Annotated in this window: 18 protein-coding genes; 12 read left to right on the top strand and 6 right to left on the bottom strand. The window is 70.7% G+C overall.

Annotated features, from left to right (window positions below):
• Positions 1-11 precede the first annotated feature (11 nt).
• From nuoL to nuoN, 3 genes are all read left to right on the top strand, one after another.
• On the top strand, positions 12-1,931 hold the full coding sequence (nuoL, locus tag IH26_RS0143045) for an NADH-quinone oxidoreductase subunit L (RefSeq protein WP_030442079.1): 1,920 nt from the start codon (positions 12-14) through the stop codon (positions 1,929-1,931).
• 64 nt (positions 1,932-1,995) lie between these two features.
• Positions 1,996-3,537: an NADH-quinone oxidoreductase subunit M gene (locus tag IH26_RS0143040; RefSeq protein ID WP_030442078.1), complete on the top strand. Its 1,542-nt coding sequence runs from the start codon at positions 1,996-1,998 to the stop codon at positions 3,535-3,537.
• Positions 3,538-3,539: 2 nt separating this feature from the next.
• Positions 3,540-5,072, top strand: coding sequence for an NADH-quinone oxidoreductase subunit NuoN (nuoN, locus tag IH26_RS0143035; RefSeq protein ID WP_030442077.1), 1,533 nt, complete (start codon positions 3,540-3,542; stop codon positions 5,070-5,072).
• Between the two features lie 48 nt (positions 5,073-5,120).
• Here the strand turns inward: nuoN and IH26_RS0143030 are convergent, their stop codons facing one another.
• A complete protein-coding gene (locus IH26_RS0143030) occupies positions 5,121-6,263 on the bottom strand; it encodes an amidohydrolase family protein (protein WP_084599616.1) in 1,143 nt (380 codons plus the stop codon).
• A gap of 67 nt (positions 6,264-6,330) precedes the next feature.
• Between IH26_RS0143030 and IH26_RS0143025 the strand changes: the two genes are divergently transcribed.
• The 3 genes from IH26_RS0143025 (at position 6,331) to IH26_RS0143015 (ending at position 8,669) form a co-directional block, all read left to right on the top strand.
• Positions 6,331-6,867, top strand: coding sequence for a MarR family winged helix-turn-helix transcriptional regulator (locus IH26_RS0143025; protein ID WP_030442075.1), 537 nt, complete (start codon positions 6,331-6,333; stop codon positions 6,865-6,867).
• The gene (locus IH26_RS0143020) at positions 6,864-7,445 is read left to right on the top strand and encodes a nucleotidyltransferase family protein (RefSeq protein WP_030442074.1); all 582 of its coding nucleotides are present in this window, start codon (positions 6,864-6,866) and stop codon (positions 7,443-7,445) included. Before IH26_RS0143025 ends, IH26_RS0143020 begins: the two co-directional genes overlap by 4 nt.
• 189 nt (positions 7,446-7,634) lie before the next feature.
• Positions 7,635-8,669, top strand: coding sequence for a polyprenyl synthetase family protein (locus tag IH26_RS0143015; protein ID WP_034217213.1), 1,035 nt, complete (start codon positions 7,635-7,637; stop codon positions 8,667-8,669).
• Here the strand turns inward: IH26_RS0143015 and IH26_RS0143010 are convergent.
• Complete coding sequence (locus IH26_RS0143010) at positions 8,647-9,849, bottom strand: MFS transporter (RefSeq protein ID WP_034217212.1); 1,203 nt, start codon at positions 9,847-9,849, stop codon at positions 8,647-8,649. The two genes, IH26_RS0143015 and IH26_RS0143010, sit on opposite strands and share 23 nt — an antisense overlap.
• 152 nt (positions 9,850-10,001) lie before the next feature.
• Between IH26_RS0143010 and IH26_RS0143005 the strand changes: the two genes are divergently transcribed.
• Both IH26_RS0143005 and IH26_RS0143000 read left to right on the top strand, forming a co-directional pair.
• Entirely contained in the window at positions 10,002-10,796 is a 795-nt protein-coding gene (locus IH26_RS0143005; protein ID WP_030442071.1) for an IclR family transcriptional regulator, read from the top strand.
• 89 nt (positions 10,797-10,885) lie between these two features.
• Complete coding sequence (locus tag IH26_RS0143000) at positions 10,886-11,575, top strand: zf-HC2 domain-containing protein (RefSeq protein ID WP_030442070.1); 690 nt, start codon at positions 10,886-10,888, stop codon at positions 11,573-11,575.
• Between the two features lie 15 nt (positions 11,576-11,590).
• Here the strand turns inward: IH26_RS0143000 and rarD are convergent, their stop codons facing one another.
• From rarD to eccE, 3 genes are all read right to left on the bottom strand, one after another.
• Positions 11,591-12,517: an EamA family transporter RarD gene (rarD, locus tag IH26_RS0142995; protein WP_034217211.1), complete on the bottom strand. Its 927-nt coding sequence runs from the start codon at positions 12,515-12,517 to the stop codon at positions 11,591-11,593.
• A gap of 117 nt (positions 12,518-12,634) precedes the next feature.
• Positions 12,635-13,018, bottom strand: coding sequence for a phage holin family protein (locus IH26_RS0142990; protein ID WP_030442068.1), 384 nt, complete (start codon positions 13,016-13,018; stop codon positions 12,635-12,637).
• A gap of 43 nt (positions 13,019-13,061) precedes the next feature.
• Positions 13,062-14,912, bottom strand: coding sequence for a type VII secretion protein EccE (gene eccE / locus IH26_RS0142985; protein WP_030442067.1), 1,851 nt, complete (start codon positions 14,910-14,912; stop codon positions 13,062-13,064).
• A 292-nt stretch (positions 14,913-15,204) separates the two neighbouring features.
• Between eccE and IH26_RS0142980 the strand changes: the two genes are divergently transcribed.
• The 4 genes from IH26_RS0142980 (at position 15,205) to IH26_RS0142965 (ending at position 19,423) form a co-directional block, all read left to right on the top strand.
• Positions 15,205-15,534, top strand: coding sequence for a WXG100 family type VII secretion target (locus IH26_RS0142980; protein ID WP_342668353.1), 330 nt, complete (start codon positions 15,205-15,207; stop codon positions 15,532-15,534).
• 24 nt (positions 15,535-15,558) lie between these two features.
• Positions 15,559-15,855 (top strand): WXG100 family type VII secretion target, encoded by a 297-nt coding sequence (locus tag IH26_RS0142975; protein WP_030442065.1) that lies wholly within the window; start codon positions 15,559-15,561, stop codon positions 15,853-15,855.
• Positions 15,856-16,160: 305 nt separating this feature from the next.
• Positions 16,161-19,061 carry an SseB family protein gene (locus IH26_RS63520; RefSeq protein ID WP_245665940.1) on the top strand — a complete coding sequence of 967 codons (2,901 nt, stop codon included), beginning with the start codon at positions 16,161-16,163 and terminating at the stop codon, positions 19,059-19,061.
• The gene (locus IH26_RS0142965) at positions 19,058-19,423 is read left to right on the top strand and encodes a hypothetical protein (protein ID WP_030442063.1); all 366 of its coding nucleotides are present in this window, start codon (positions 19,058-19,060) and stop codon (positions 19,421-19,423) included. Before IH26_RS63520 ends, IH26_RS0142965 begins: the two co-directional genes overlap by 4 nt.
• Positions 19,424-19,430: 7 nt before the next feature.
• Here the strand turns inward: IH26_RS0142965 and IH26_RS54710 are convergent, their stop codons facing one another.
• A complete protein-coding gene (locus IH26_RS54710; RefSeq protein ID WP_051809556.1) occupies positions 19,431-21,101 on the bottom strand; it encodes a methyl-accepting chemotaxis protein in 1,671 nt (556 codons plus the stop codon).
• Positions 21,102-21,287: the final 186 nt, after the last annotated feature.

The following is a 21,287-nucleotide window of genomic DNA, read 5'->3' as shown; positions in this document are numbered from 1 at the left end:
GGGGCCTTCACGTGGAACAGACAGTGGAGTATGCCCACGCGACGGGGGCGCTGAGCGGAATCTGGCTGTTGGTGGCCATTCCGCTCGCCAGCGCCGCGGTCCTGCTGCTCCTCGGCAAGCGGGCCGACAAGTGGGGACACTGGCTCGGCGTCCTCGCGGTGGCGGTCCCCTTCGTGCTCGGGCTGGTCTTCTTCATCAGTCTCGCCGGGCTCGACGCCGGCAAGCGCTCGGCCGAGCTGAGCATGTGGGACTTCATCACCGTCGGTGGGCTGCATGTCGACTTCGGCATGCTCTTCGACCCGCTGTCCGGCGTCTTCGTCCTGCTGATCACGGGCGTCGGCTCGTTGATCCACCTGTACGCGGTCGGCTACATGGAGCACGACCCGGGACGCCGCAAGTTCTTCGGCTACTTCAACCTCTTCGTCGCGGCGATGTTGCTGCTGGTCCTCGGCAACAACTACGTGATGCTGTACTTCGGCTGGGAGGGCGTGGGTCTCGCCTCGTACCTGCTGATCTCCTTCTGGTACACCCGCCCGTCGGCGGCCACCGCCGGCAAGAAGGCGTTCCTGATGAACCGGGTCGGCGACGCCGGCCTGGCCATCGGCATCTTCCTGATGTTCGCGACGCTCGGCAGCACCCAGTACGCGGATGTCTTCAACGGGGTCGGCAAGCTCTCCTCGGCGACCGTCCTGATCATGGGCATCCTGCTGCTGCTCGGCGCGGCCGGTAAGTCCGGCCAGTTCCCGCTGCAGGCCTGGTTGCCGGACGCGATGGAGGGCCCGACCCCGGTCTCCGCCCTCATCCACGCCGCGACCATGGTGACCGCGGGCGTCTACCTGATCGCCCGCTCCAACCACATCTTCTCGGCGAACAGCACGCTGCAGATCATCGTGGTCAGCGTCGGCGCGCTCACCCTGCTGATGGGCTGCATCATCGGCGCCGCGAAGGACGACATCAAGCGGGTCCTGGCCTGGTCGACGGTCAGCCAGATCGGCTACATGTTCCTCGGCGTCGGGCTCGGCGGCGGGGCGTACGCGCTGGCAATCATCCACCTGCTCGCGCACGGCTTCTTCAAGGCGAACATGTTCCTCGGGGCCGGCTCGGTCATGCACGGCATGCACGACCAGGTCGACATCCGGCGGTTCGGTGGCCTCCGCAAGTACATGAGGTGGACCTGGCTCACCTTCATGATGGGCTGGCTCGCGATCATCGGCATCCCGCCGCTGTCCGGCTTCTTCTCGAAGGACCCGATCATCGAGGCGGCCTACTCCCGCGGGGACTGGACCTCCTGGCTGTACGGCACGGCGGCGCTGGTCGGCGCCGGCCTGACGGCGTTCTACATGACCCGGCTCTTCGTGCTCACCTTCCACGGGCCGGAGCGCTACACCGACGACAACAAGCACCCGCACGAGTCGCCGTTCATCATGACCGTGCCGCTGATGCTGCTGGCCCTCGGCTCGATCGTCGCCGGTTACCTGCTGAGCACCAGCATCCCGGACTGGCTGGAGCCGGTCACCGGCCGCGGCGAGGGCGAGCCGGTCATGAACAAGTACCTGATCAGCGCGCTCACCCTGATCTTCAGCGTCGGCGGCGCGCTGGTCGCCTGGGCACTGTTCCGCCGCGGCACCGCGCTGCAGGAGCAGCCGGCCGGCGTGGTGGTCACCGCGGCCCGGCGCAACCTCTACACCGACGCGTTCAACGAGGCGGTGTTCGAGCGCCCCGGCATCTACCTGACCCGGGCGCTGGTCTACCTCGACAACCGGGGCATCGACGGCCTGGTCAACGGCATCGCGGCCGGGATCGGCGGCAGTTCCGGCCGACTACGCAGGCTACAAACCGGCTTCGTCCGGTCGTACGCCCTCTCCATGCTCACCGGCGCCCTGCTCGTGGTCGGCGCCTTCCTCGCGATCCAGCTGGGGTGGTTGGCGTGACGGACATTATTCGGTCCGGAAGTGGACTTACTCGGCGACTCATCAATAAGCGGGAGGCCGAATAATGTCCGCTGACTTCCCCTTCCTGGGAATCCTGACCCTGCTGCCGCTGGTCGGCGCGATCGTGGTCGCGGTGATCCCGAGGCGCAGCGCCAAGCTGGCCAAGCAGGTCGCACTGATCTGGTCGCTGGCGGTGCTGGCGCTCAGCATCGTCATGTGGGTCGCCTTCAAGGTCGGCGGCGATCGGTGGCAGTTCCACGAGTCGTACGCCTGGATCCCGTCCTGGGACGCCCGATTCACCTTCCAGGCCGACGGCATCGCGCTGGTCATGCTGATGCTGATCGCGGTGCTGATGCCGATCGTGATCCTGGCCTCGTGGAACGACGTCGACCAGGAGCAGCGCTCCGCGCCGGTCTACTTCTCGCTGCTGCTGGCCTTCGAGTTCACGATGATCGGCGTCTTCGCGGCCGCCGACATCTTCCTGTTCTACGTGTTCTTCGAGGTCATGCTGATCCCGATGTACTTCATCATCGGGTCGTTCGGCGGCGCCCGCCGGCAATACGCGGCGGTCAAGTTCTTCCTCTACAGCCTGGTCGGCGGCCTGTTCATGCTGGCCGCGGTGATCGGCCTGTGGGTGGTCGGCGGGCACACCTTCGACTTCGACAAGCTGGCCCAGGCGGCCCACTCGATCGACCCGAACACCGCCCGCTGGCTCTTCCTCGGGTTCTTCGTGGCCTTCGCGATCAAGGCACCGTTCTTCCCGTTCCACACCTGGCTGCCGGACGCCGGTGGCGCCGCCCCGGCGGGCGCGGCCGCACTGCTGGTCGGTGTGATGGACAAGGTCGGCACCTTCGGCATCCTGCGCTACTGCCTCCCGCTGTTCCCGGAGGCGTCCCGCTGGTTCGCGCCCGCCGCGCTGGTCCTGGCGGTGATCGGCATCATCTACGCGGCGCTGCTGGCGGTCGGACAGAACGACCTCAAGCGGCTCGTCTCGTACACGTCGATCGCGCACTTCGGCTTCATCGGCATCGGCATCTTCGCCTTCACCACCCAGGCCGGCACCGGCGCGGTGCTCTACATGGTCAACCACGGTCTGGCCACCGGCCTGCTGTTCATCGTGGTCGGCATGTACGTGGCCCGGCGCAACTCGAACCTGGTCAGCGACTTCGGCGGCGCCGGCAAGCTGACCCCGGTGCTGGCCGGCGTGCTGTTCTTCGCCGGTCTCGCCTCGCTGGCCCTGCCCGGCACGGCGCCGTTCATCAGCGAGTTCCTGGTGCTGATCGGCACGTTCACGGCGCACAAGGCGTACGCGGTGGTCGCGACCGCCGGCATCATCCTCGCCGCGGCGTACGTCCTCTGGATGGTGCAGCGCACCACGCAGGGCACGCTGAACCCGGCGCTCGAGGAGGTGCCGGCCATGCGCAAGGACATGACCCTGCGGGAGAAGGCCGTGGTCGCGCCGCTGATCCTCCTGCTCATCCTGCTCGGCTTCTACCCGAAGCCGGTGACCGATGTGATCAACCCGGCGGTCCAGGCGACCATGCAGGACGTCGGCACCAAAGATCCAGGCCCGACGGCGGTCACCGCCAATGGAGGCGTGCGCTAGCCATGGGAACTGTCAAACTTCCCGCCATCGACTACGCCGCTCTGGCGCCGATGCTGATCCTCTTCGGCGTCGCGTGCCTCGGCGTCATCGTCGAGGCGATCCTTCCGCGCCGGTCCCGGCACGGCGTCCAGCTCGGGCTGTCGTTCCTGGCGATCGTGGCGGCGTTCGTCGTGGTGATCGTCGAGCACGGCAAGCACAAGACCACCATCGGCGGCGCGGTCGCGGTCGACGGCCCCACGCTGTTCCTGCAGGGCGCCATCCTGGTGCTCGGCGCGGTCTCGCTGATGCTGATCGGCGAGCGGTCGATCGAGCGGGGCGGCCCGTTCGTCGCCCAGGCGGCGATCACCGTCGGCTCGCAGAAGGACCTGCAGCAGGCCGGTGACCGGGACGGCGCCACCGAGGTCTACCCGCTGACGATGTTCGCGCTGGGCGGCATGCTGCTGTTCGTCTCGGCGAACGACCTGCTGACCATGTTCGTCGCGCTCGAGGTGTTCTCGCTGCCGCTCTACCTGCTGTGCGCGCTGGCCCGTCGCCGGCGCCTGCTCAGCCAGGAGGCCGCGATGAAGTACTTCCTGCTCGGCTCGTACGCGTCGGCGTTCTTCCTGTTCGGCATCGCGCTGATCTACGGCTTCTCCGGCGGCATCCAGCTCAGCGCGGTGCACGCCGGGATCGCCGACCCCAAGCAGAGCGAGATCCTGCTGTACGCCGGGCTGGCGCTGCTCGCGATCGGCCTGCTGTTCAAGGCGGCCTTGGCGCCGTTCCACGTGTGGACGCCGGACGTCTACCAGGGCGCGCCGACGCCGATCACCGCGCTGATGGCGGCCTGCACCAAGGTCGCCGCGTTCGGGGCACTGCTGCGCATCCTGTACGTGGCGTTCGAGGGCGTCCGCTGGGACTTCCAGCCGGTCCTCGGCGTGATCGCGGTCCTCACCATGTTCGTCGGGGCGGTCCTCGCGGTGACCCAGACGGACATGAAGCGGCTGCTCGCCTACTCCTCGATCGCGAACGCCGGCTACCTCCTCGTGGGCGTCCTCGCGCTCAACCAGCGGGGCCTGAGCAGCACGATGTTCTACCTGGTCGCGTACGGGTTCTCAGTGCTCGCCGCGTTCGGCATCGTCACGCTGGTGCGCGACGCGGACGGCGAGGCCACCCACCTGTCCCGCTGGGCCGGCCTGGGCAAGAAGAGCCCGCTGTTCGCCGCCACCTTCAGCTTCATCCTGCTGGCCTTTGCCGGCATCCCGCTGACCAGCGGCTTCACCAGCAAGTTCGCGGTCTTCGGAGCGGCCGTCGAGGGCGGGCAGACCTGGCTGGTCATCTTCGGCGTGATCACCAGCATGCTGATCGCCTTCCCGTACCTGCGGGTGGTCGTCATGCTGTGGTTCAGCGAGCCCGGCGAGTCGACGCCGACGGTGTCGATCCCCGGCTTCCTGACCTCGGCGGCCCTGGCCATCGGCGTGATCGCCACGCTGGTGCTGGGTGTCGTGCCGGCCCCGTTGATCGACCTGACCCAGAACGCGGCGAACTTCGTCCGCTAGCCGTCCGCGTACCGATCGGGCCCCGGCACCAGCCGGGGCCCGTTTCGTTCAGGCGTCCGAAAATGATTGCCTCACGATCTGCCCGTCCACGATGACGGTGTTCACGTCGCTCGGCCGTCCGGTGGTCACCAGGGCCCCGGCCGGATCGGGCTGGTGGCCGACGTGGTCGAGCAGGATCAGATCCGCCCGATGCCCGACCGCCAGCGTGCCGGTCACGCCGGCCAGGCCGATCGCCCGCGCGGCATCCTCGGTGGCCGCGGTGAGAAAGGTGGCGGCCGGCGTCATCTGGCCGGTGCCGAGCCGGTGTTGCTGGAGCGTCGCGCGCATCGGCTCGAACAGATCGGCCGGCGCGTTGACCACCACATCCGTGCCCAACGCCGGCCGCACACCGCCGTCGATCAAGCGACCGTACGCGGATGCGCCGTGCCCCATGGTCGCCTCGACCACCGGCGTGATCACCACGTGCACGCCCTCGTCGGCCAGCATCTTGGCCCCCTCGGCGGTGATCTGGTTGGCGTGCACGAGCTGCACATGCGGCCCGAGCAGCCCGGCCGCCCGCAGCCGCCACAACGGCGAGTCGGCCCCGGCCCCGACGTGCACCGACACGAGCAAATCAAGATCAAGAGCCAGACGGATATCGCGCACGGCTGCGTCCCAGCTCCCATACTCCGGCCCGAGACTGGTCAGTGCCCCGGTGACCCGCCCGTCGAGCTCCGCGAACCGCCGCGCTCCCGCTTCATCACCGCCTGAGTAGGCCACCACCGCCCGAATGCCGACGCTCTCGTAGGCCTCGAGCACAGCGTCGGAGAACTCACGATCGACGGCGGCGTGACTCCAGTCGAAAACGGTGGTTATACCCGATCTGATCGCCTCCGTCGCTCTGACGAGGGTCGCATAGTGCAGTGTGTCGGGCGTGAGGCCGGAAAGCTCCCGCCCCACAACCGCATCGAGATAGTCCGTCAGCGTCATGTCGGGCCCGACCCCGCGAAGCAACGCCTGCCAGCCATGCAGGTGCGCATCGACCAGCCCGGGCGCCACTGCCTGCCCTTCACCGTCGATCGTGATGGCGGCATCGAGGAATGGGGGTGGGTGCGCGGACGCCGGCGTGATCTCGGCTATCAGACCGGCCATGACTCCGATGTCGACGGGCTCGCCGGACACGAGTCGTGCTCCTCTGATCGACAGATCCATATCGCCCTCCTAAAAGCTTTTCGAAAAGCTATCTGAAAAGCTTTTCGGGCGCAAGTACGATGCTCGGATGGAGCGGGACGTGGTCGACGAGATCGCCGAGGCATGGCGGGCCGAGCTGCCGGGCGTCACCGGCGTGGGGCTGGAGCTCAGCAAAAGGGCCGCACGGCTGTCCGCCGTGCTGACCGTCCCGGTCGAGGCCGAGCTGTCCCGGCTCGGCCTGACCAAGGCGGAGTATGACGTGCTCGCGGTCCTCCGCTCGATCGGCGAGCCCTACCGGCTGCGGCCATCGGTGCTGGCCCAGCGCCTGGTCCTCACCTCGGGCGGCATCAGCAACGTGCTCCGCCGCCTCGAGGCCGCCGACCTGATCGAGCGCGACCCCGACCCGTCCGACGCCCGCAGCTCCTGGGTTCGCCTGTCCGACCGCGGCGTCCGGAGCGCCGAGGCCGCCGTGCGAGCCGCCAGCGCCGCCCAGGCCGCCGCGCTCCGTGACCTCCCGCCGGAGACGGCCCAGGCGGCGATCGACGCCCTGCGAGCCGTCCTGATCGCCCTGGGTGACGCGGCCCCGGCCGCGGCCCGCCGTGCCGACTGGGCATGGCCGCGATGAGCGCGGATCGGTCAGCCGAGCTGGCTGAGATCGTCGTCGGGTGCGGCTGGCTGGTCGACGTGCTGGGCACGGTGCGCGACTCCGGCCTGCCGGATGCCTGGGTCGGGGCGGGCGCGTTGCGCGATCTCGTGTGGGGTGCGCGCTATGGGTCCGGCTTCCGCCCTGGCCAGGTCCGGGATGTGGACGTGGCGTTCTTCGATCCCGGCGACCTGAGCCGGCGCCGCGATCGAGCCGCCACCGACCTTCTGCTGGCGAGCTGCGCCGACGTCCCGTGGGAGGCGACGAACCAGGCGGCCGTGCATACCTGGTATCACGAGACATTTCGGACCGAGCCGGTGGCGCCCCTGACGTCGGCCGTCGACGGCATCGCCACCTGGCCGGAAACTGCCACCTCGGTCGCCGTGCGCCTCGCCCCCGACCGGCAAGTAGAGGTGAGCGCGCCCACCGGCCTGGACGATCTCCTCGACGGCATTTGGCGCCGCAACCCGCGCCGGGTCTCGGTGCCGCAGTCCCGGGCGAGGCTGGCCCGCCACGACCCGGCCCGGCGCTGGCCGGGAGTCCGCATCGTCGAGCCCTGATCGGCGTGGCCGGAATTGATCGGCGCGCCGGGGGAGATGGACCACCGGGCCCGCCCGGTCGTGCGCGAGGAGCGTGACCACCCACTCGGCCGGGCAGCGAAGGCGGGGACCGGTGCTCTCCTCGTACGTAGGTGGGAATTTGATTTTGATCTTGTTGCCGGTACCCCTGGGACCGGAAGCGTCGGACCCATGTGGCATCGTGAAAGCGTGGTGAGCACCGGTGACCTGACCTTGTCGTCGCTTGGCCTTGATGTCGATCCTGTGGTCGATGCATCGGTCACGGCGACGCTGGCTGCCGTCGAGGAGGCGCTTCGGGCGAATGTGGCCAGCGCCGATCCGCTCGTGGCCGACGCCGCGCGGCATCTTGCCGACGCCGGGGGCAAGCGGTTCCGGCCGCTGCTGGTGGCGCTCGGGGCCCAGTTCGGCGATCCGGCCGCGACCGACATCATCGCGGCGGCGAATGTGGTGGAGCTGACCCACCTGGCGACGCTGTATCACGACGATGTCATGGATGAGGCGACCGTGCGCCGGGGCGCGCCCAGCGCGAATTCCCGCTGGGGCAATTCGGTGGCGATCCTGGTGGGCGACTACCTGTTCGCCCGCGCGGCCGACATCGCCGCCTCGCTCGGGCCCGAGGCCGTTCACCTGCAGGCGCGCACGTTCGCGCGGCTGGTGCACGGGCAGATCGCCGAGACGGTGGGCCCGCGCGACGCCGATCCGATCGAGCACTACCTGCATGTCATCACGGAAAAGACCGGCTCGCTGATCGCCACGTCGGCGCGGTTCGGCGGGCTCTTCTCCGGCGCGCCGGCCGAGTTCGTCGAGGCCCTGGCCGGTTTCGGCGAGGCCATGGGCATCGCCTTCCAGCTCTCCGACGACCTGCTCGACATCGCCTCCGAGTCGGACCAGTCGGGCAAGACGCCCGGCACCGACCTGCGCGAGGGCGTGCCGACCCTGCCGGTCCTCTATGCGCTGGCCGGCGACGACACCGATGCCTCCGCGGTGCGGCTGCGCGAGATCCTGGCGACCGGGCCGATCACCAACGACGCGCTGCACGCCGAGGCGCTCACGCTGCTGCGCGAGTCGGCCGCGATGAAGCGGGCGCGCGAGACCGTCCGGACGTATGCCGAGGAGGCGCGAGCCCAGTTGGCGCCGCTGCCCGAGGGTGACGCCAAGCGCGCGATGGAAGCGCTCTGCGACTTCATAGCCGACCGTACGAGCTGAGCCGGCTGTACGAGTTGAGCATCCGGCTGCCCAGCAGCATCAGCGCGGCGGCGCTCACCATCGCGACCGCCGCCACGATCCATATGGTCGGGTAGCCGAAGAGGGTGGCGACCGCGCCGAGCCCCAGCGGCCCGACGCACCCGCCCGCATAGACCCCGGCCTGCGTGATCGAGGTGGCGGCGGCCGGCGCCTGCGGGTGCAGCCGCACGACGGCGAAGTTCATCAGGCCCGGCCACGACCAGCCCAGGCCGAAGCCGAGCACCACCCCCGCGATCAGCGGAACCGGTCCCGGCACGGCGAGCAGCAGCAGCCCGGCCGCGCCGAAGCCGAGCAATCCGGCGATCACGCCGACCTGCCGGCCCGGCCGCCGGTCGGCCTGCCAGCCGCCGAGGATGCGGGCCGTCACGCAGACCGCGCTGCCCAGGGTGAGCGAGAGGCCGGCCGGTCCCGGCGCGATGCCCCGGGCCACCGCCGAGTCGACGAGGAACGTGCCGAGGGCGTTGGCGGACCCGGCGGCGAGCGTTCCGGCGATGCCGATGACGATCAGCGCACCGGTCGCCCGCCCGGCCTTATCCTCTTTTTTCGTAGTAAATGGCGGATCGGGCCGGACAAACGCCAGCGCCGCGGAGGCGAGCAGACCGCCCAGGACGAACGCCCACCGCCAGCCGAGGGTCAGTGCCACCGTCGGCACCGCCGCGCCCGCCAGCAGCGTGCTGACCGGGATCGCGGCCTGCTTCACGCCGAACGACAGGCCCTGCCGCCCGGCCGGCACCTGCCGGGACAGGCTGGTGTTGCTGGCCAGCTGGCCCATCGCGTTGGCGCCCGCGCCGAGCGCGAGGATTGCGACCAGGCTCCACAGTGCATTCGCCGCCACCGCGATGCCGATCATCGAGGCCGCCGAGAGCAGGATGCCGGATCGGGAGATCCGCGCCGCGCCGTACCGCTCGACCAGCGCGCCGGCCGGCAGCGAGGCGAGCGCGCTGGCCCCGAAGTAGGCCGCGACGGCGAGCCCGAGGCCGGCCGGGGAGAAGCCGAGGTCGTCGCTCACCTGGACGGCGAGCCCGCCGACCAGGAAGACCGGGAAGGCGACCGCGACCGTCGTGGTGAGGGCACCCGTGGCGGCCCATGCGGGGCGGCTTATGTTTACACTGGTCGATGCGTTGCGGAGCGGCGAGGCCATCGTGGGAAGCCTAGGCGCAGAGAATGCATCCGTGCGCGTTGAGTGCCAATGACCACACGCGTCGTGCAAATCGATCGTGATCCACATGCTTTTGGCATTCCCCCGAGGGAAGATTATTCATATGGTGTAAGTCCCTGGCGTCGGAGGTAGCTGTGCGCGACCCCCTGGCGGAGCCGTCCGATCTGATTCGGAGCGTGTCACGCGCGTTGCGCGTCCTCGAGTCGGTCGGTCGGGCCCCGCGCGGACTCACCGTGAAGCAGATCGCGCGACGGTGCGAGTTGACCGTCGCGACGACGTACCATCTCGTGCGGACTCTGGCCTACGAGGGTTACGTGATCCGTCGTGAGGACGGCACGTACATCGTCGGGCTGGAGATCGCCGATCGGTACCGTGAGCTCGTCTCGGCCTTCCGTGGCCCGCCCGCCGTCGGCGAGGCGCTGCGCCGCGCCGCCGTGGACACCGGCTATACCCACTATCTCGGCCGCTTCGTCGGCGGCCGGATAGCGGTGACCGCCTCGGCCGAGGGCGCCCGCTCGCCGTTCGTCGACGACATGGCCCCCGGCTTCGACGAGGGCGGCCACGCCACCGCGCTCGGCAAGGCGCTGCTGGCCACGCTCACCCCGGACCAGCGCGCGCGCTACCTGCGCGACTACGGCATGCGGCAGTTCACCCCGGCCACCCTGATCACGCCGGAGGCGCTGGAGGCCGACCTGGCGGCCGGCGAGCGCCGCGGCATGCAGATCGAGATGGGCCAGTTCCGGCAGGGGTGCGCCTGCGCCGCCGTGCTGGTGGTGCCCGACCGCGACATCGAGCGCCGGCTGGTGCTGGCCTGCTCGCTGCCGGCCGCCGAGATGCTCACCTCGGCCCGGGTGGTGCGGGCCAAGCTGACCGCGGCCGCCCGCAATGTCGCCGAGGCGCTCTCCGCAGGGGAGTCCGCCACGGCTTGACAAGGGTGCCTAAGACTCCGTTGAACCTCCCGCGTCCTGGCCACGTAAGACAGGGTGCACGCGAGCGGTCAGCGGAGGGTGGTGACGGGGTGCACTGTGAGCACGAGCATGATGACGGGGCGTACGTGCTGGGTGCCCTCTCGCCGGCCGAGCGTGCGGCCTACGAGCGCCACCTGGCGACCTGTTCCTTCTGCCGTGAGGCGGTCCGGGACATTTCGCTGCTGCCCGACCTGCTCTCCCGGCTGGACGCCAAGGAGTTCGCGAAGCTGCTCGACCCGACGCTGACCGCGGACCACCCCGGGGCGTCGCTGCGGGACATGGCGCAGCCGCCGCCGGGGCGCGGTAAAAGGCGAAAGGCTTTCGGCGTACGCGTGCTGAGCTCCATCGCCGTGGCCATCCTCGTGGGCCTGGTCGGCATCGGCGTGCTGGCCTGGACCCGGGACATGACCTCGTCGGGGGCGCCGAGCGGTCCGGCGGTCGCCATGACCCGCGTCGAGGCCGCCTCGCCGGTCTCCGCCACGCTGCGGCTGACCAGCACCAGCGGCGGTACGAAGGCCGAGCTGACCTGCACCTACAGCGCGTCGGCGCCGGAGAAGTCCACGTTCCGGCTGGTCGCCTACGGCCGCGGCGAGGAGCAGGAGGAGTTCGGCTCGTGGGATGCCAAGCCCGGCTCGGTGTTCCGGATGCAGGGCTTCACCCACTTCGGCCGCGGCGTCATCAGCCGGATCGAGCTGGTGCGCTCGGACGACCGGGTGATGCTCGCCTATGACGTTCCCTGACCCCTTGATTCCGGGTCAGCGGGGCGGTACCGCGGCGACCGGCTCGGCGGTGGCGGCCGCCGGACCGGGCGTCGTCCGCCGGCGCAGCGCGTCCACCGTAAAGATGATCAGTGCGATCCAGACCAGGCCGAACCCGGCGAGCCGGGCCGGCGGCATCGGCTCGTGGAAGATGAGCAGCCCGCAGGCGAGCTGCAGGATCGGCGCCACGTACTGCAGGATGCCGATGCCGACCATCGGCACCCGGTTGGCCGCGGCGGCGAAGAGCAGCAGCGGTACGGCGGTGGCCACCCCGGCGAAAATCATCAGCGTCGTGTGCAGCGCCGAGACGTGCCCGAACTGGGCGTCGCCGCTCGCGGTCAGCCAGCCCACGTAGATCAGCGCCGGGACGGCCAGCACCGCCGACTCGACGAACAGGCCCTCGGCCGGCGGCAGCGAGAGCCGCTTCTTGACCAGGCTGTAGGTGCCGAAGCTGCCGGCCAGCAGCAGGGCGATGTACGGCAGCCGGCCGTAGTCCACGGTCAGCACCACCACCGCGATGCCGCCGACCCCGACCGCCGCCCACTGCCAGGCGCGCAGCCGTTCGCGCTGCACGGTCACGCCGAGCAGCACCAGCACCAGTGGGGTGATGAAGTAGCCGAGCGCCGTCTCGACCACCCGGGACGAGTTGACGCCGTAGATGTAGGTGCCCCAGTTGATCGCGATCAGCACGGCGGCGGCGGTGATCCCGCCGAGCAGCCGGGGCGAGCGCAGCACCCGGGCCAGGAACCGCCAGTTGCGGGTCACAGCGAGCACCAGGCTGACGAAGACCACCGACCAGATCACCCGGTGGGCGAGGATCTCGAGGGGACCGGCCGGCCGCAGCAGTTTGAAATAGATCGGGAAGAAACCCCAGAGCCCGTACGCCGTCAGGCCGTAAAGGTATCCGCGCCGCTCCTCGCTCATGCCCCCACCGTAAGGGCGTGGGCGCGGCACACCCCTTGCATATGGCTCAGCTCACGACGCCCCGAACGGGCAACGGCCGCCCGCATCGGATTGAGCGGGCGGCCGGAAAGCCGGGTATCAGTCGTCCCCACCATCCGGGACCAGCATGTTGAGCAGCCAGCTCACGACGCCGACGAGCAGGGCACCGAGCACCGCGCTGGGCCAGAAGTTGTCGACGTGGAAGGGCAGGCTGGCCTGGCCGGCGATCCAACTGGTCAGCAGGAACAGCAGACCGTTGACCACCACCGAGATCAGGCCGAGGGTGAGCACGTAGAGCCCGCAGCCGATCACCTTGATGATCGGCCGGAGCACCGCGTTCACGATGCCGAAGATGGCCGCGACGGCCAGCAGGGTCCCGATCTTTTTCGGGACGGAGTCGGTGGTCAGATGGATTCCGTCGATCACGAGGGTCGAGATCCACAGGGAGACCGCGCTGACCACCAGCCGGATGAGAATTCCCATGGCACCGGATGGTGTCACGATCATGCCAGTCGGCGATAGCTTCTCAGCGGCTCGGTGTGCCGATCAGCTGGTTCTCGATCGGCGTCTCGGCCAGCGCCGCCCAGCGCACCGCCCGGCGGTTTACCACGCCCACCATGTCGGGACGAATCCGGGTCATCCACTGCGCCACGTCGCCGAGGCCCAGCGCGCCGCCCAGCAGCGTCGCCTCCTCGCCGCGCAGCTGCTGGACCAGCAGCAGGTCGGCGCGGGACGCCACGTCGATGTCGGCCGGGCTGAAATCGTCCCGCACCACCAGGGTGGCCTGCCACCCGGCGCCGGGCCGGTTGTCGGCGCCGACCGGGCCCACGTCGACCACGATCAGCAGCGGGTGCAGAGCCGAACCGGGGGCGATCTCCACGGCCCGGCCGGGCGGCACCACGGCGATCGACTCGCCGGGCACGGCCGCGCCCCGGACGAACGGCTCCCAGGCCTGCGGGCGGGCGGTCTGCACCACCACCCGGGCGCCGAGCGCCATCGCCCGCAGCGAGACCAGTTGGGCGCAGCGGACCCCACCGACCAGCAGCATCCGGGTCTGCTCGGGGCGGAACAGCCGGGCCACCACCGGGTTGCCGTGCCGGTTGCGGCCGAGCATCAGGCCCGAGGCGGCGACCGCCAGCAGCAGGCCCTCCGAGTGGTCGGCCGGCTGCACCTCGGTCGGCAGGCCGGGCACGGCGTCGGGCACGACGGCCAGCGGGAGGGTGGCGGCGAGGCCCGGCAACTGCTCGCCGTCGAGCCGGCGGAGGTGCGCGTGCTCGGCCGCGGCCACCTTGCGCAGCGCCTGGGCGGCGACACCGAGCGAGACCGGCTCGGGCGCGGCGAGCCGGACGGTGAAATCGATCGGGGTGGGCCCGTGGGCGGGCCGCGGGCCGGCGGTCAGCGACACCGTGGTCGACGCGGCCGGCAGGGTGAGCATGCGGAGGACCAGCCGGCGGGACGTCTCTATCCGCGTATCCGGCCAGCGGTCCATCCGGAAGGTGGTCTGAGCCAGGCCGCCGACTCGCAGGACGGCCCACGCTTCCTGGGCGCCGCCGACGCCCTCGTCGTGGGCGAGCTCGGCCAGGACCCGGACCGCCGCGGCCTCGCCGAGCGTACGGGCCGGCACCCAGGACAGCCGGCGGGTCATCTTGCGGACCAGGCCGGACAGAGTACGCAACAGCTCCTCCTCGGACCAGCCCTCGGCGCGCAGCACCCGGACCGCGAGCATCGCCCGGCTGTGCCCGAGCAGGCGCCCCTCGGTCAGCTGCCGGTAGGAGTTCGCCGGGGTGCCCGCCCCGGCCCGGATCGAGGGCGCCGGGGCGCCGCTGAACAGCAGCTGGATCAGCACCGGCGGCTGGTCGGGGCCGCCCGGCGGCAGCAGCGAGGCCGGTGAGGGCAGCGCCGCCGCCTCCTCGGCGAGCAGGCCGGCCGGGTCGCCGAGCTCGAGGACCGCGGTGAGGCCGAGACCGTCGACGATCACGGCGGCCGGGTCGCCGCCCAGGTCGGCCTGCTCGACCCGGCTGCCCGGCGCCACGAACTCGAGCAGCGCACCGGCGCTCGCCCCGGGCAGCGCCGAGTGTCGCCGGCCGCCGAAGCGCAGGCCCACGCCGATCCACTCGAAGACCCACCGGCCGCGCACCCGCAGCCAGGTCAGCAGCAGCACGAGAAGGGCGAGCACGGCCGCCGCGCCCATCGCGAGCGGGCCGTTGACCGCGCCGATCAGCAGCGCGACGGCGGCGACCTGGGTGCCGACCAGCTGGCTCGCCCGGATGCCGAACAGCCGCCCGCGGCGCAGCGGCCGGGTGTTGACCTTCGGTAGCCGGGCGGCACCCCCGGTGAGCTCGCGGTAGTCCCGCCCGCCGGCCACGCCCACCGTCACCGCATTCCGCCTTCCGTTCGCCTCCGCGATCGTCGGGGCTCATCGTAAAGGGCGGCGCGCGCGGATAGGGGGAGTCACGTTATCCACAGGGTGCCAACCCCGGGGTACCGCGGATTGACCCGGGTCGCTACCGTCAGCGACAGAAGAACACAGTCGTGGCCGCTCATGGTCGGCCCCCCGCGCTTTGCCGGGACGGGCTAACGTGAAGGCCTCCGTCGATCGCCGAGGGTCGCCATAGACCCGTCCACAAGGGATCTCGCGGCGCTTCGGCGAAAACGATCGAGAAAGCGGGGTGACGACCGAGGTGGCCAGCACACAAGCTTCATCTCCGGATATGGCGGTTGCCGCCAACAAGTTCGACGAGGTCAACAGCCAGCTGCAGGGCATGCTGACGAAGCTGATGTCCGAGCTCTCGATGCTCGAGAGCACCTGGAAGGGCCTCGGCGCCCAGGCGTTCGAGCAGGTCAAGCAGCAGTACGCGGCCGACCTCAAGAGCCTCAACCAGGTCCTGTCCGAGACCGCGGAGTCCATCCGCGTGTCCGGCCGGCAGTACGCGAGCACCGACACCGACGCCGCCAGCAAGGTCGCCAGCAGCGGCGGCGGCTTCAGTCTGCCACTCTGAATCCGGACGAGGAGGTAACGAAAGATGGCTAACGACGGGCTGCTTCTCGTCAACTTCGGCTCTCTGCAGCAGGCGAGCGAGCACATCGCGGCGGCCGTGCGCAGCATGCAGACCCAGCTCGACGACGCCGAGCACGCGGCCAAACACCTAGTGGATACCTGGGAGGGCGAGGCGCAGCAGGCGTACTACACCCGCCAGGCCAAGTGGCGCGCCTCGGCGCAGGACCTCACGCAGATCCTGCAGAACATCAAGGGCGCCGTCGACCAGTCGGTGCAGGATTACATCGCCACGGAGAAGAACGCGACGCAGCGCTTCCAGTGAGCGCGCCGGTCCAGCGAGCGAAACGGTCGGTACAGCCGTCGAGGCTGAAACCGGCCGTTTCCGTTTAGTCGGTTCTTACGCGTCTGGTGTCCCCCGTTCGCGTACTGGCCCGATTTGGCGTAGCGGCTACCATCGGTTGTTGACTGATCGCGCCCAGCGACCAAAATAGGGCCGTCGGTGATGAACCCGGTGGCACCTAGGACACGAGTTGTCCGTCAGCCGAAAGCCGCCCATTGTCATCGCCGCCTGACCTTGTAGGTTGTACGCGTTGAGATGGCCTCGTCGCGTGGTGGGGAGAGGTGGACGTGTCCGAGTGGGAACCGGCTACGGACGCCGAGGTCGCGATGCGGGATGCGTTGCGAACGGACGACCAGGAGTCGTACTTCCGCATCCTCGCCGGTGTCGACCTGCTCCTGCCCGTGTCGGCCGACGCCCTGCAGGGGCTCGCGCCGCTCGGCTGGGGCACGTGGAGCACCGGTGGGCGTACGCACGTGCTGGCCTTCACGTCCACAGCGGCGTTGCAGGCCTGTCTCGCCGACTACAGCGGCTCGGCCCGCCGGGTGCCGTACGCGGAGCTGGCCAACACCTGGCCCAACCTCGAGTGGTGGCTGGCGGTCAACCCCGGTCTCCCGATCGAGGGATATTTGCCGGCCTGGTTCGTCGCCCAGCTCTCCCGCGGTGACCTGCGGCTGCCCACCCGAGGCCCGGGCCGCGACAAGTCGCCCACCCCCGGCCGCATCCAAGACCTGCACTCCGCGGCGATCGCGGCGAACGAGGCCGCTGCCCAGCACGAGGCGTCCGCCGCGCAGCCGGTGACCGGCCCGCCGGCCGCCGCGCCGGTCTCGGGCCACCCCCGGCCGATGAGCGCGCCGCCGGCCAGTGCGCCGCCGGCCAGCGTGCCGCCGCGCCCGATGTCCGTCCCGGCCGCGGCCTCCGCGGCCTACCCGCAGCCGGTCAGCGCGCCGCCGGTCGCCGCGCCGTCGCGCCTCGGGTCGTCGCCCGCCGGGTCGTCGCTGGCTGGGTCGTCGTCGCCGGCCTCGCTCTCGCCGGCCTCGTTGTCGGGGCCGATGGCCGGTCCGCCGGGCTACGCGCAGGCCGCCGCCGCGACTCGGATGCCGCAGCTCCCGGCCGCCGACGAAAAGCCCGAGCAGGCTCAGGCGTCGGCTTCTTCTCCGCTGGCTCCCCCGCCGGAAAAGCCGCAGATCGGCCCCGGTGGGCTGCCCATCCGCTCCCCGGGCGGCGTGATGCCGAGCGGCCTGCCGTCCCGCGCGCCCGCCTCGGCCGCGCCGATCTCCGCTGCGCCGACCTCTGCTTTGCCTGCCTCTGCTTTGCCTACCTCTGCTGTGCCTACCTCTGCTGTGCCTACCTCTGCTGTGCCGACCTCTGCTACGCCGGCCCAGGCCGGGCCGCCCCCCGCCGGGCCGGCGTCGGTTCCGTCGGCCTACCGCCCACCCACCTTGCCGCCCGAGTCGACCACCGGCGGCTGGGCGACCTTCGGGCCCGGCGAGGACCCGCGCGGCCCGCTGCAGGACCCGAGCGCCCCGCTGCCGGTGCGCACCCCGATGGCGAACACCCCGCCGGTCCCCGAGCACCTGGCCGGGCAGACGGTCGACGAGCCGCCGCTGGACCCGCGCTGGAATGCGCCGTTGTCCGCCCAGGCCCGGCCCGACTTGCCCCGCCGCCAGGCCGCCCCAACGGGCGACGACCCGGCTCGCGGCGGCTTCCCACAGGGCCCGGCCTCGCCGCAGGCCGCCGCGCAGCACCCAGGTCTGGCCCAGCACCCGGGCGTGGCCCAGCGCCCCGGCATGGCCGAGCAGCGCCCCGGCATGGCCGAGCAGCACCCCGGCGTGGCCGAGCAACATCCGGACCTGGCCGCGCAGTATCCGGGTCTGGCCCAGCGGCACCCCGGGCCCGGGGCGCCGCAGCCCGGGCCGGCCCAGCCCGCTCCCGGTTTCGGCTCGCCGCTGCCCCGTCGCCAGACCGGCCCGGCGTCCGAGCCGGCTCCGATGACCTCGTTCCCGGCCTTCAAGACCCCGGCCGAGCGGGCCGCCACCGCCGAGGCGCAGGCCGCCGGCCCCGCCGCGACCCGCCCCGGCCTCGCGCCGCCGGTCATCCCCGGCGCGCCCGGCAGCGACCGCCCGGCCCGGCTCGGCGCCCAGCCGCAGCAGCCGTCGCCGCTCGAGGTGCGTGGCGCGGCCCCCGTGCCGCCCTCCCGCCCGGCCGGCCCGCCGCCGCCCGCGGAGTCCCCGGTCGAGCCGTTCGTCCCGGCCAACGACGTCGAGCGCGAGCTGTTCCACGCCGCCGACCGGCACAACACCGACCAGTTCCTCTCCACGTTGCTGCTGGCCAGCGTGCTGGTACCGGTCGCGCACCACTCCCGGCCCGGCAGCGCGCCCGGCGAGTCCGGCTTCGCGTTCCGCACCGAGGAGATGGAGGGCGAGACCTACCTGATCGTCTTCACCAGCCGGGACCGGCTCGCCGACCACTATGCCGAGCCGACCCGTACGGTCAGCGTCCGGTTCTACGAGCTGATCCGGAACTGGCCCGACCCGGTCTGGTCGTTCGCCGTCAACCCGGGCGGCCCGATCGGCGCCAAGTACCCCGGCCCGCAGGTCATCGCGCTGGCCAACTGGGCCGCCGAGGCCGGTCTCGGCGCCGACGCCGAGCACGACGAGCCGGTGCACCCGGTGCCCGCGCCCGCCCCGGCCAACGACGACGCCCAGCACGCCACCGTGATGCAGAAGACCGTGCCGCCCGAGCATGTCGACTTCTACCTCGAGCGGGGCTACGACCGGGTGGCCGGTTTCGTGCACCGGGCCACCGAGGTGGAGCACCTGCGCACCCCGGCCGAGCTGTTCGGCGCGCTGGGGCTCACCTACGCGGGCTCGACCTACCAGCCGGACGCCAAGGAGGCGTACGTGCTGCGCTGGCCGGCCTACCGCCCCAGCCTGTACCGCATCCCCTACGGCGGGCAGAACGAGCAGGCGCTCAAGGCGATGGACGGCTGGGTGATCGAGCGGGCACCGTTCCGCGGCAACGGCTTCGCCCCGGGCGAGGGCCGCGATGTGATCGCCGAGTTCAAGGTGGACAGCGTCCGGCTGCCGCACGGCGCGCAGCTGTGGCGGATCGACGCCGACGGCTCCGAACACATGATCGCGATCTTCGACAACGACGGTCCGCAGTGGCGCCGGGTGGGTGAGCAGTGATTCGCGACGGCTACGTGGTGACCTGGCAGGGGCGTGAGTTCGACGCCGTGCCCGACGGGGACGACGTGCGCATCTACACGACCCAGCCGGCCGACGGTTTCGAGGAGGTCAAGCCCGGCCGCTATGTGCGGGTGCTGACCCCCGAGGAGTACGACGAGCTGGTCTACGTCCGGACCACCTGCACCTGGCGCGGCGCGCCGTTCCTGGTGCTGGGCGAGGCGGACAACTGGTTCCGGGTGGAGTACACCGGCGGCCGCGCCCCGGTCGCCCGCCAGCTCGGGCTCGAGGAGTTCGACTTCGGCGTCTACCAGGCGTGGGCCCCCGCGCACGAGATCCGCGACCTGCACGAGCAGCGGATCTGAGCCGCGCTCACCGGAAGCTGTCGAATTTCGCCTCCAGTTCGGGGCCGAAGGTGTCCTGGAGCGCGCCCATCGACACGCCGCGGCTCGGGTAGCTGCCCGCCCCGCTCATCGCGGCCTGTTCGGCGTGTCCGTAGGAGCGGCGGCCGGATGACCGGCCGTTGCCGATGTTGAAGAACTCCATCATCGCCTGCAGCTGCGCGGTCTGCGCGGAGAGCTCCTCGGCGGTGGCCGCCAGTTCCTCGCTGGACGAGGCGGTCTGCTCGGTGACCTTGCCGATCTGACTCATCGCGATGCTGACCTGGTGTACGCCGGTGGACTGCTCGGAGCTGGCCGCCGCGATCTCCTGCACCAGGTCGGAGGTCCGGATGATGCTCGGGATGATCATGTTGAGCAGGTCGCCGGCTCGTTCCGCGGTCTGCACACTGCCCGAGGCCAGCTCGCTGATCTCCTGGGCCGCGATCTGGCTGCGCTCGGCGAGCTTGCCCACCTCGGTGGCGACGACCGCGAAGCCCTTGCCGTGCTCGCCGGCCCGGGCCGCCTCGATGGTCGCGTTGAGGGCCAGCATGTTGGTCTGGAACGCGATGTCGTCGATGATGCCGATCTTGCTGGTGATCTGCTTCATCGCGTCGACGGTCAACTGCACCGCCTCGCCGCCCTCCAGCGCCTCGGACTTGGCCTTGGCCGCGAACTCCTCGGTGGCGGTGGCGTTCTCGCTGTTCTGCGAGATCCCCGCGGTCATCTGCTCGAGGCTGGAGGTGGTCTCCTCGACGCTGGACGCCTGCTCGGTCGCCGCCTGGGACAGGGCCTGCGACGCGCCGCTGATCTGGCCGGCCGCGTTGTTGATCTGCGCGGACGAGTCGACCACCGTGCCGACCGTCTCGGAGAGGCGTTCCATCGCGGCGTTGAGCGCCACCGCCATCTGACCGACCTCGTCCCGGCCGCTGACCTCGAGGCGCTGGTCGAGACGCCCGGCGGCGAGCCCGGAGAGCACCACCACGGTCCGCTGCAACGGGCCGGCGATCGACCGGGTGATCAACACGACCATGCCGAACGTGAAAATAAGCGCGGCCAGCAGCAGAACGATCATCGTGATTCGTGCCGTGTCGTACGCCCCCGTGGAGTTCGTGATCGAGGACTGAGCGGAGGCGCGCTCCGCGTCGAGCAGCCGGCCCATGGCCGTGTCGATGGTGTCCGAGAGCGGGTTCACCTGGCTGCTGATGATCTGGTTGAACGAGGTGAAGTTCCTGGCGTTGGCGGCCGGCAGCAGCTTGTTCTGCGCGATCGATCGAAAGGAGCTGAATGCCTGGGTCAGGGTGTCCCGGTCGTGGTCGTCGCCGGACAGGTTTATCCCGATGACCGTCTTCCAGTTGTCGTCCAGCGTGCCGAAGGCGTCCTGAACCTGGCCGGTGGCCGTCTGGGTGTCCGCGGCGTTCTGCGCCATGGCCACCGTGCGGACCGCGAGACGCAGTTGGAGGAACGAGACGGCGGTGTTGTCGAGCGCCTTGGTGCCCTCGAGATTGGTCTTGTACATCTCCTGCAGCCGATCCTGTGCCTGGCTCAGCTGGTAGACCCCGAAAGCGCCCATGACCAGCAGGAGTACGCAGGTGACGACGGCCATGCAGCGCAGCTTCCAGGCGACCGACAGGTTCCGGAACGCGAAGCCGGACTTTTCTGCCATGTGACGCTCCTCGGTTGGACGGCGATATGACACCCCAGCCTAGGTAACTTTGGCCCGATATAAGCGATAAAGATTCATATCCCCTCCTGACGTGCCGAACTGATGGTCGGATGGTGCGCACGACCACCGACCGAGAGGACATGCGGTGACCGACACGTTGGCCCGGGTGGGCTCCGGCCGCTTCCT

Source organism: Actinoplanes subtropicus (assembly GCF_000721705.1).
GTDB lineage: Bacteria > Actinomycetota > Actinomycetes > Mycobacteriales > Micromonosporaceae > Actinoplanes > Actinoplanes subtropicus.
Note: the sequence above shows the minus strand (reverse complement) of the source record. Positions and strands in the feature narration are given on the sequence as shown.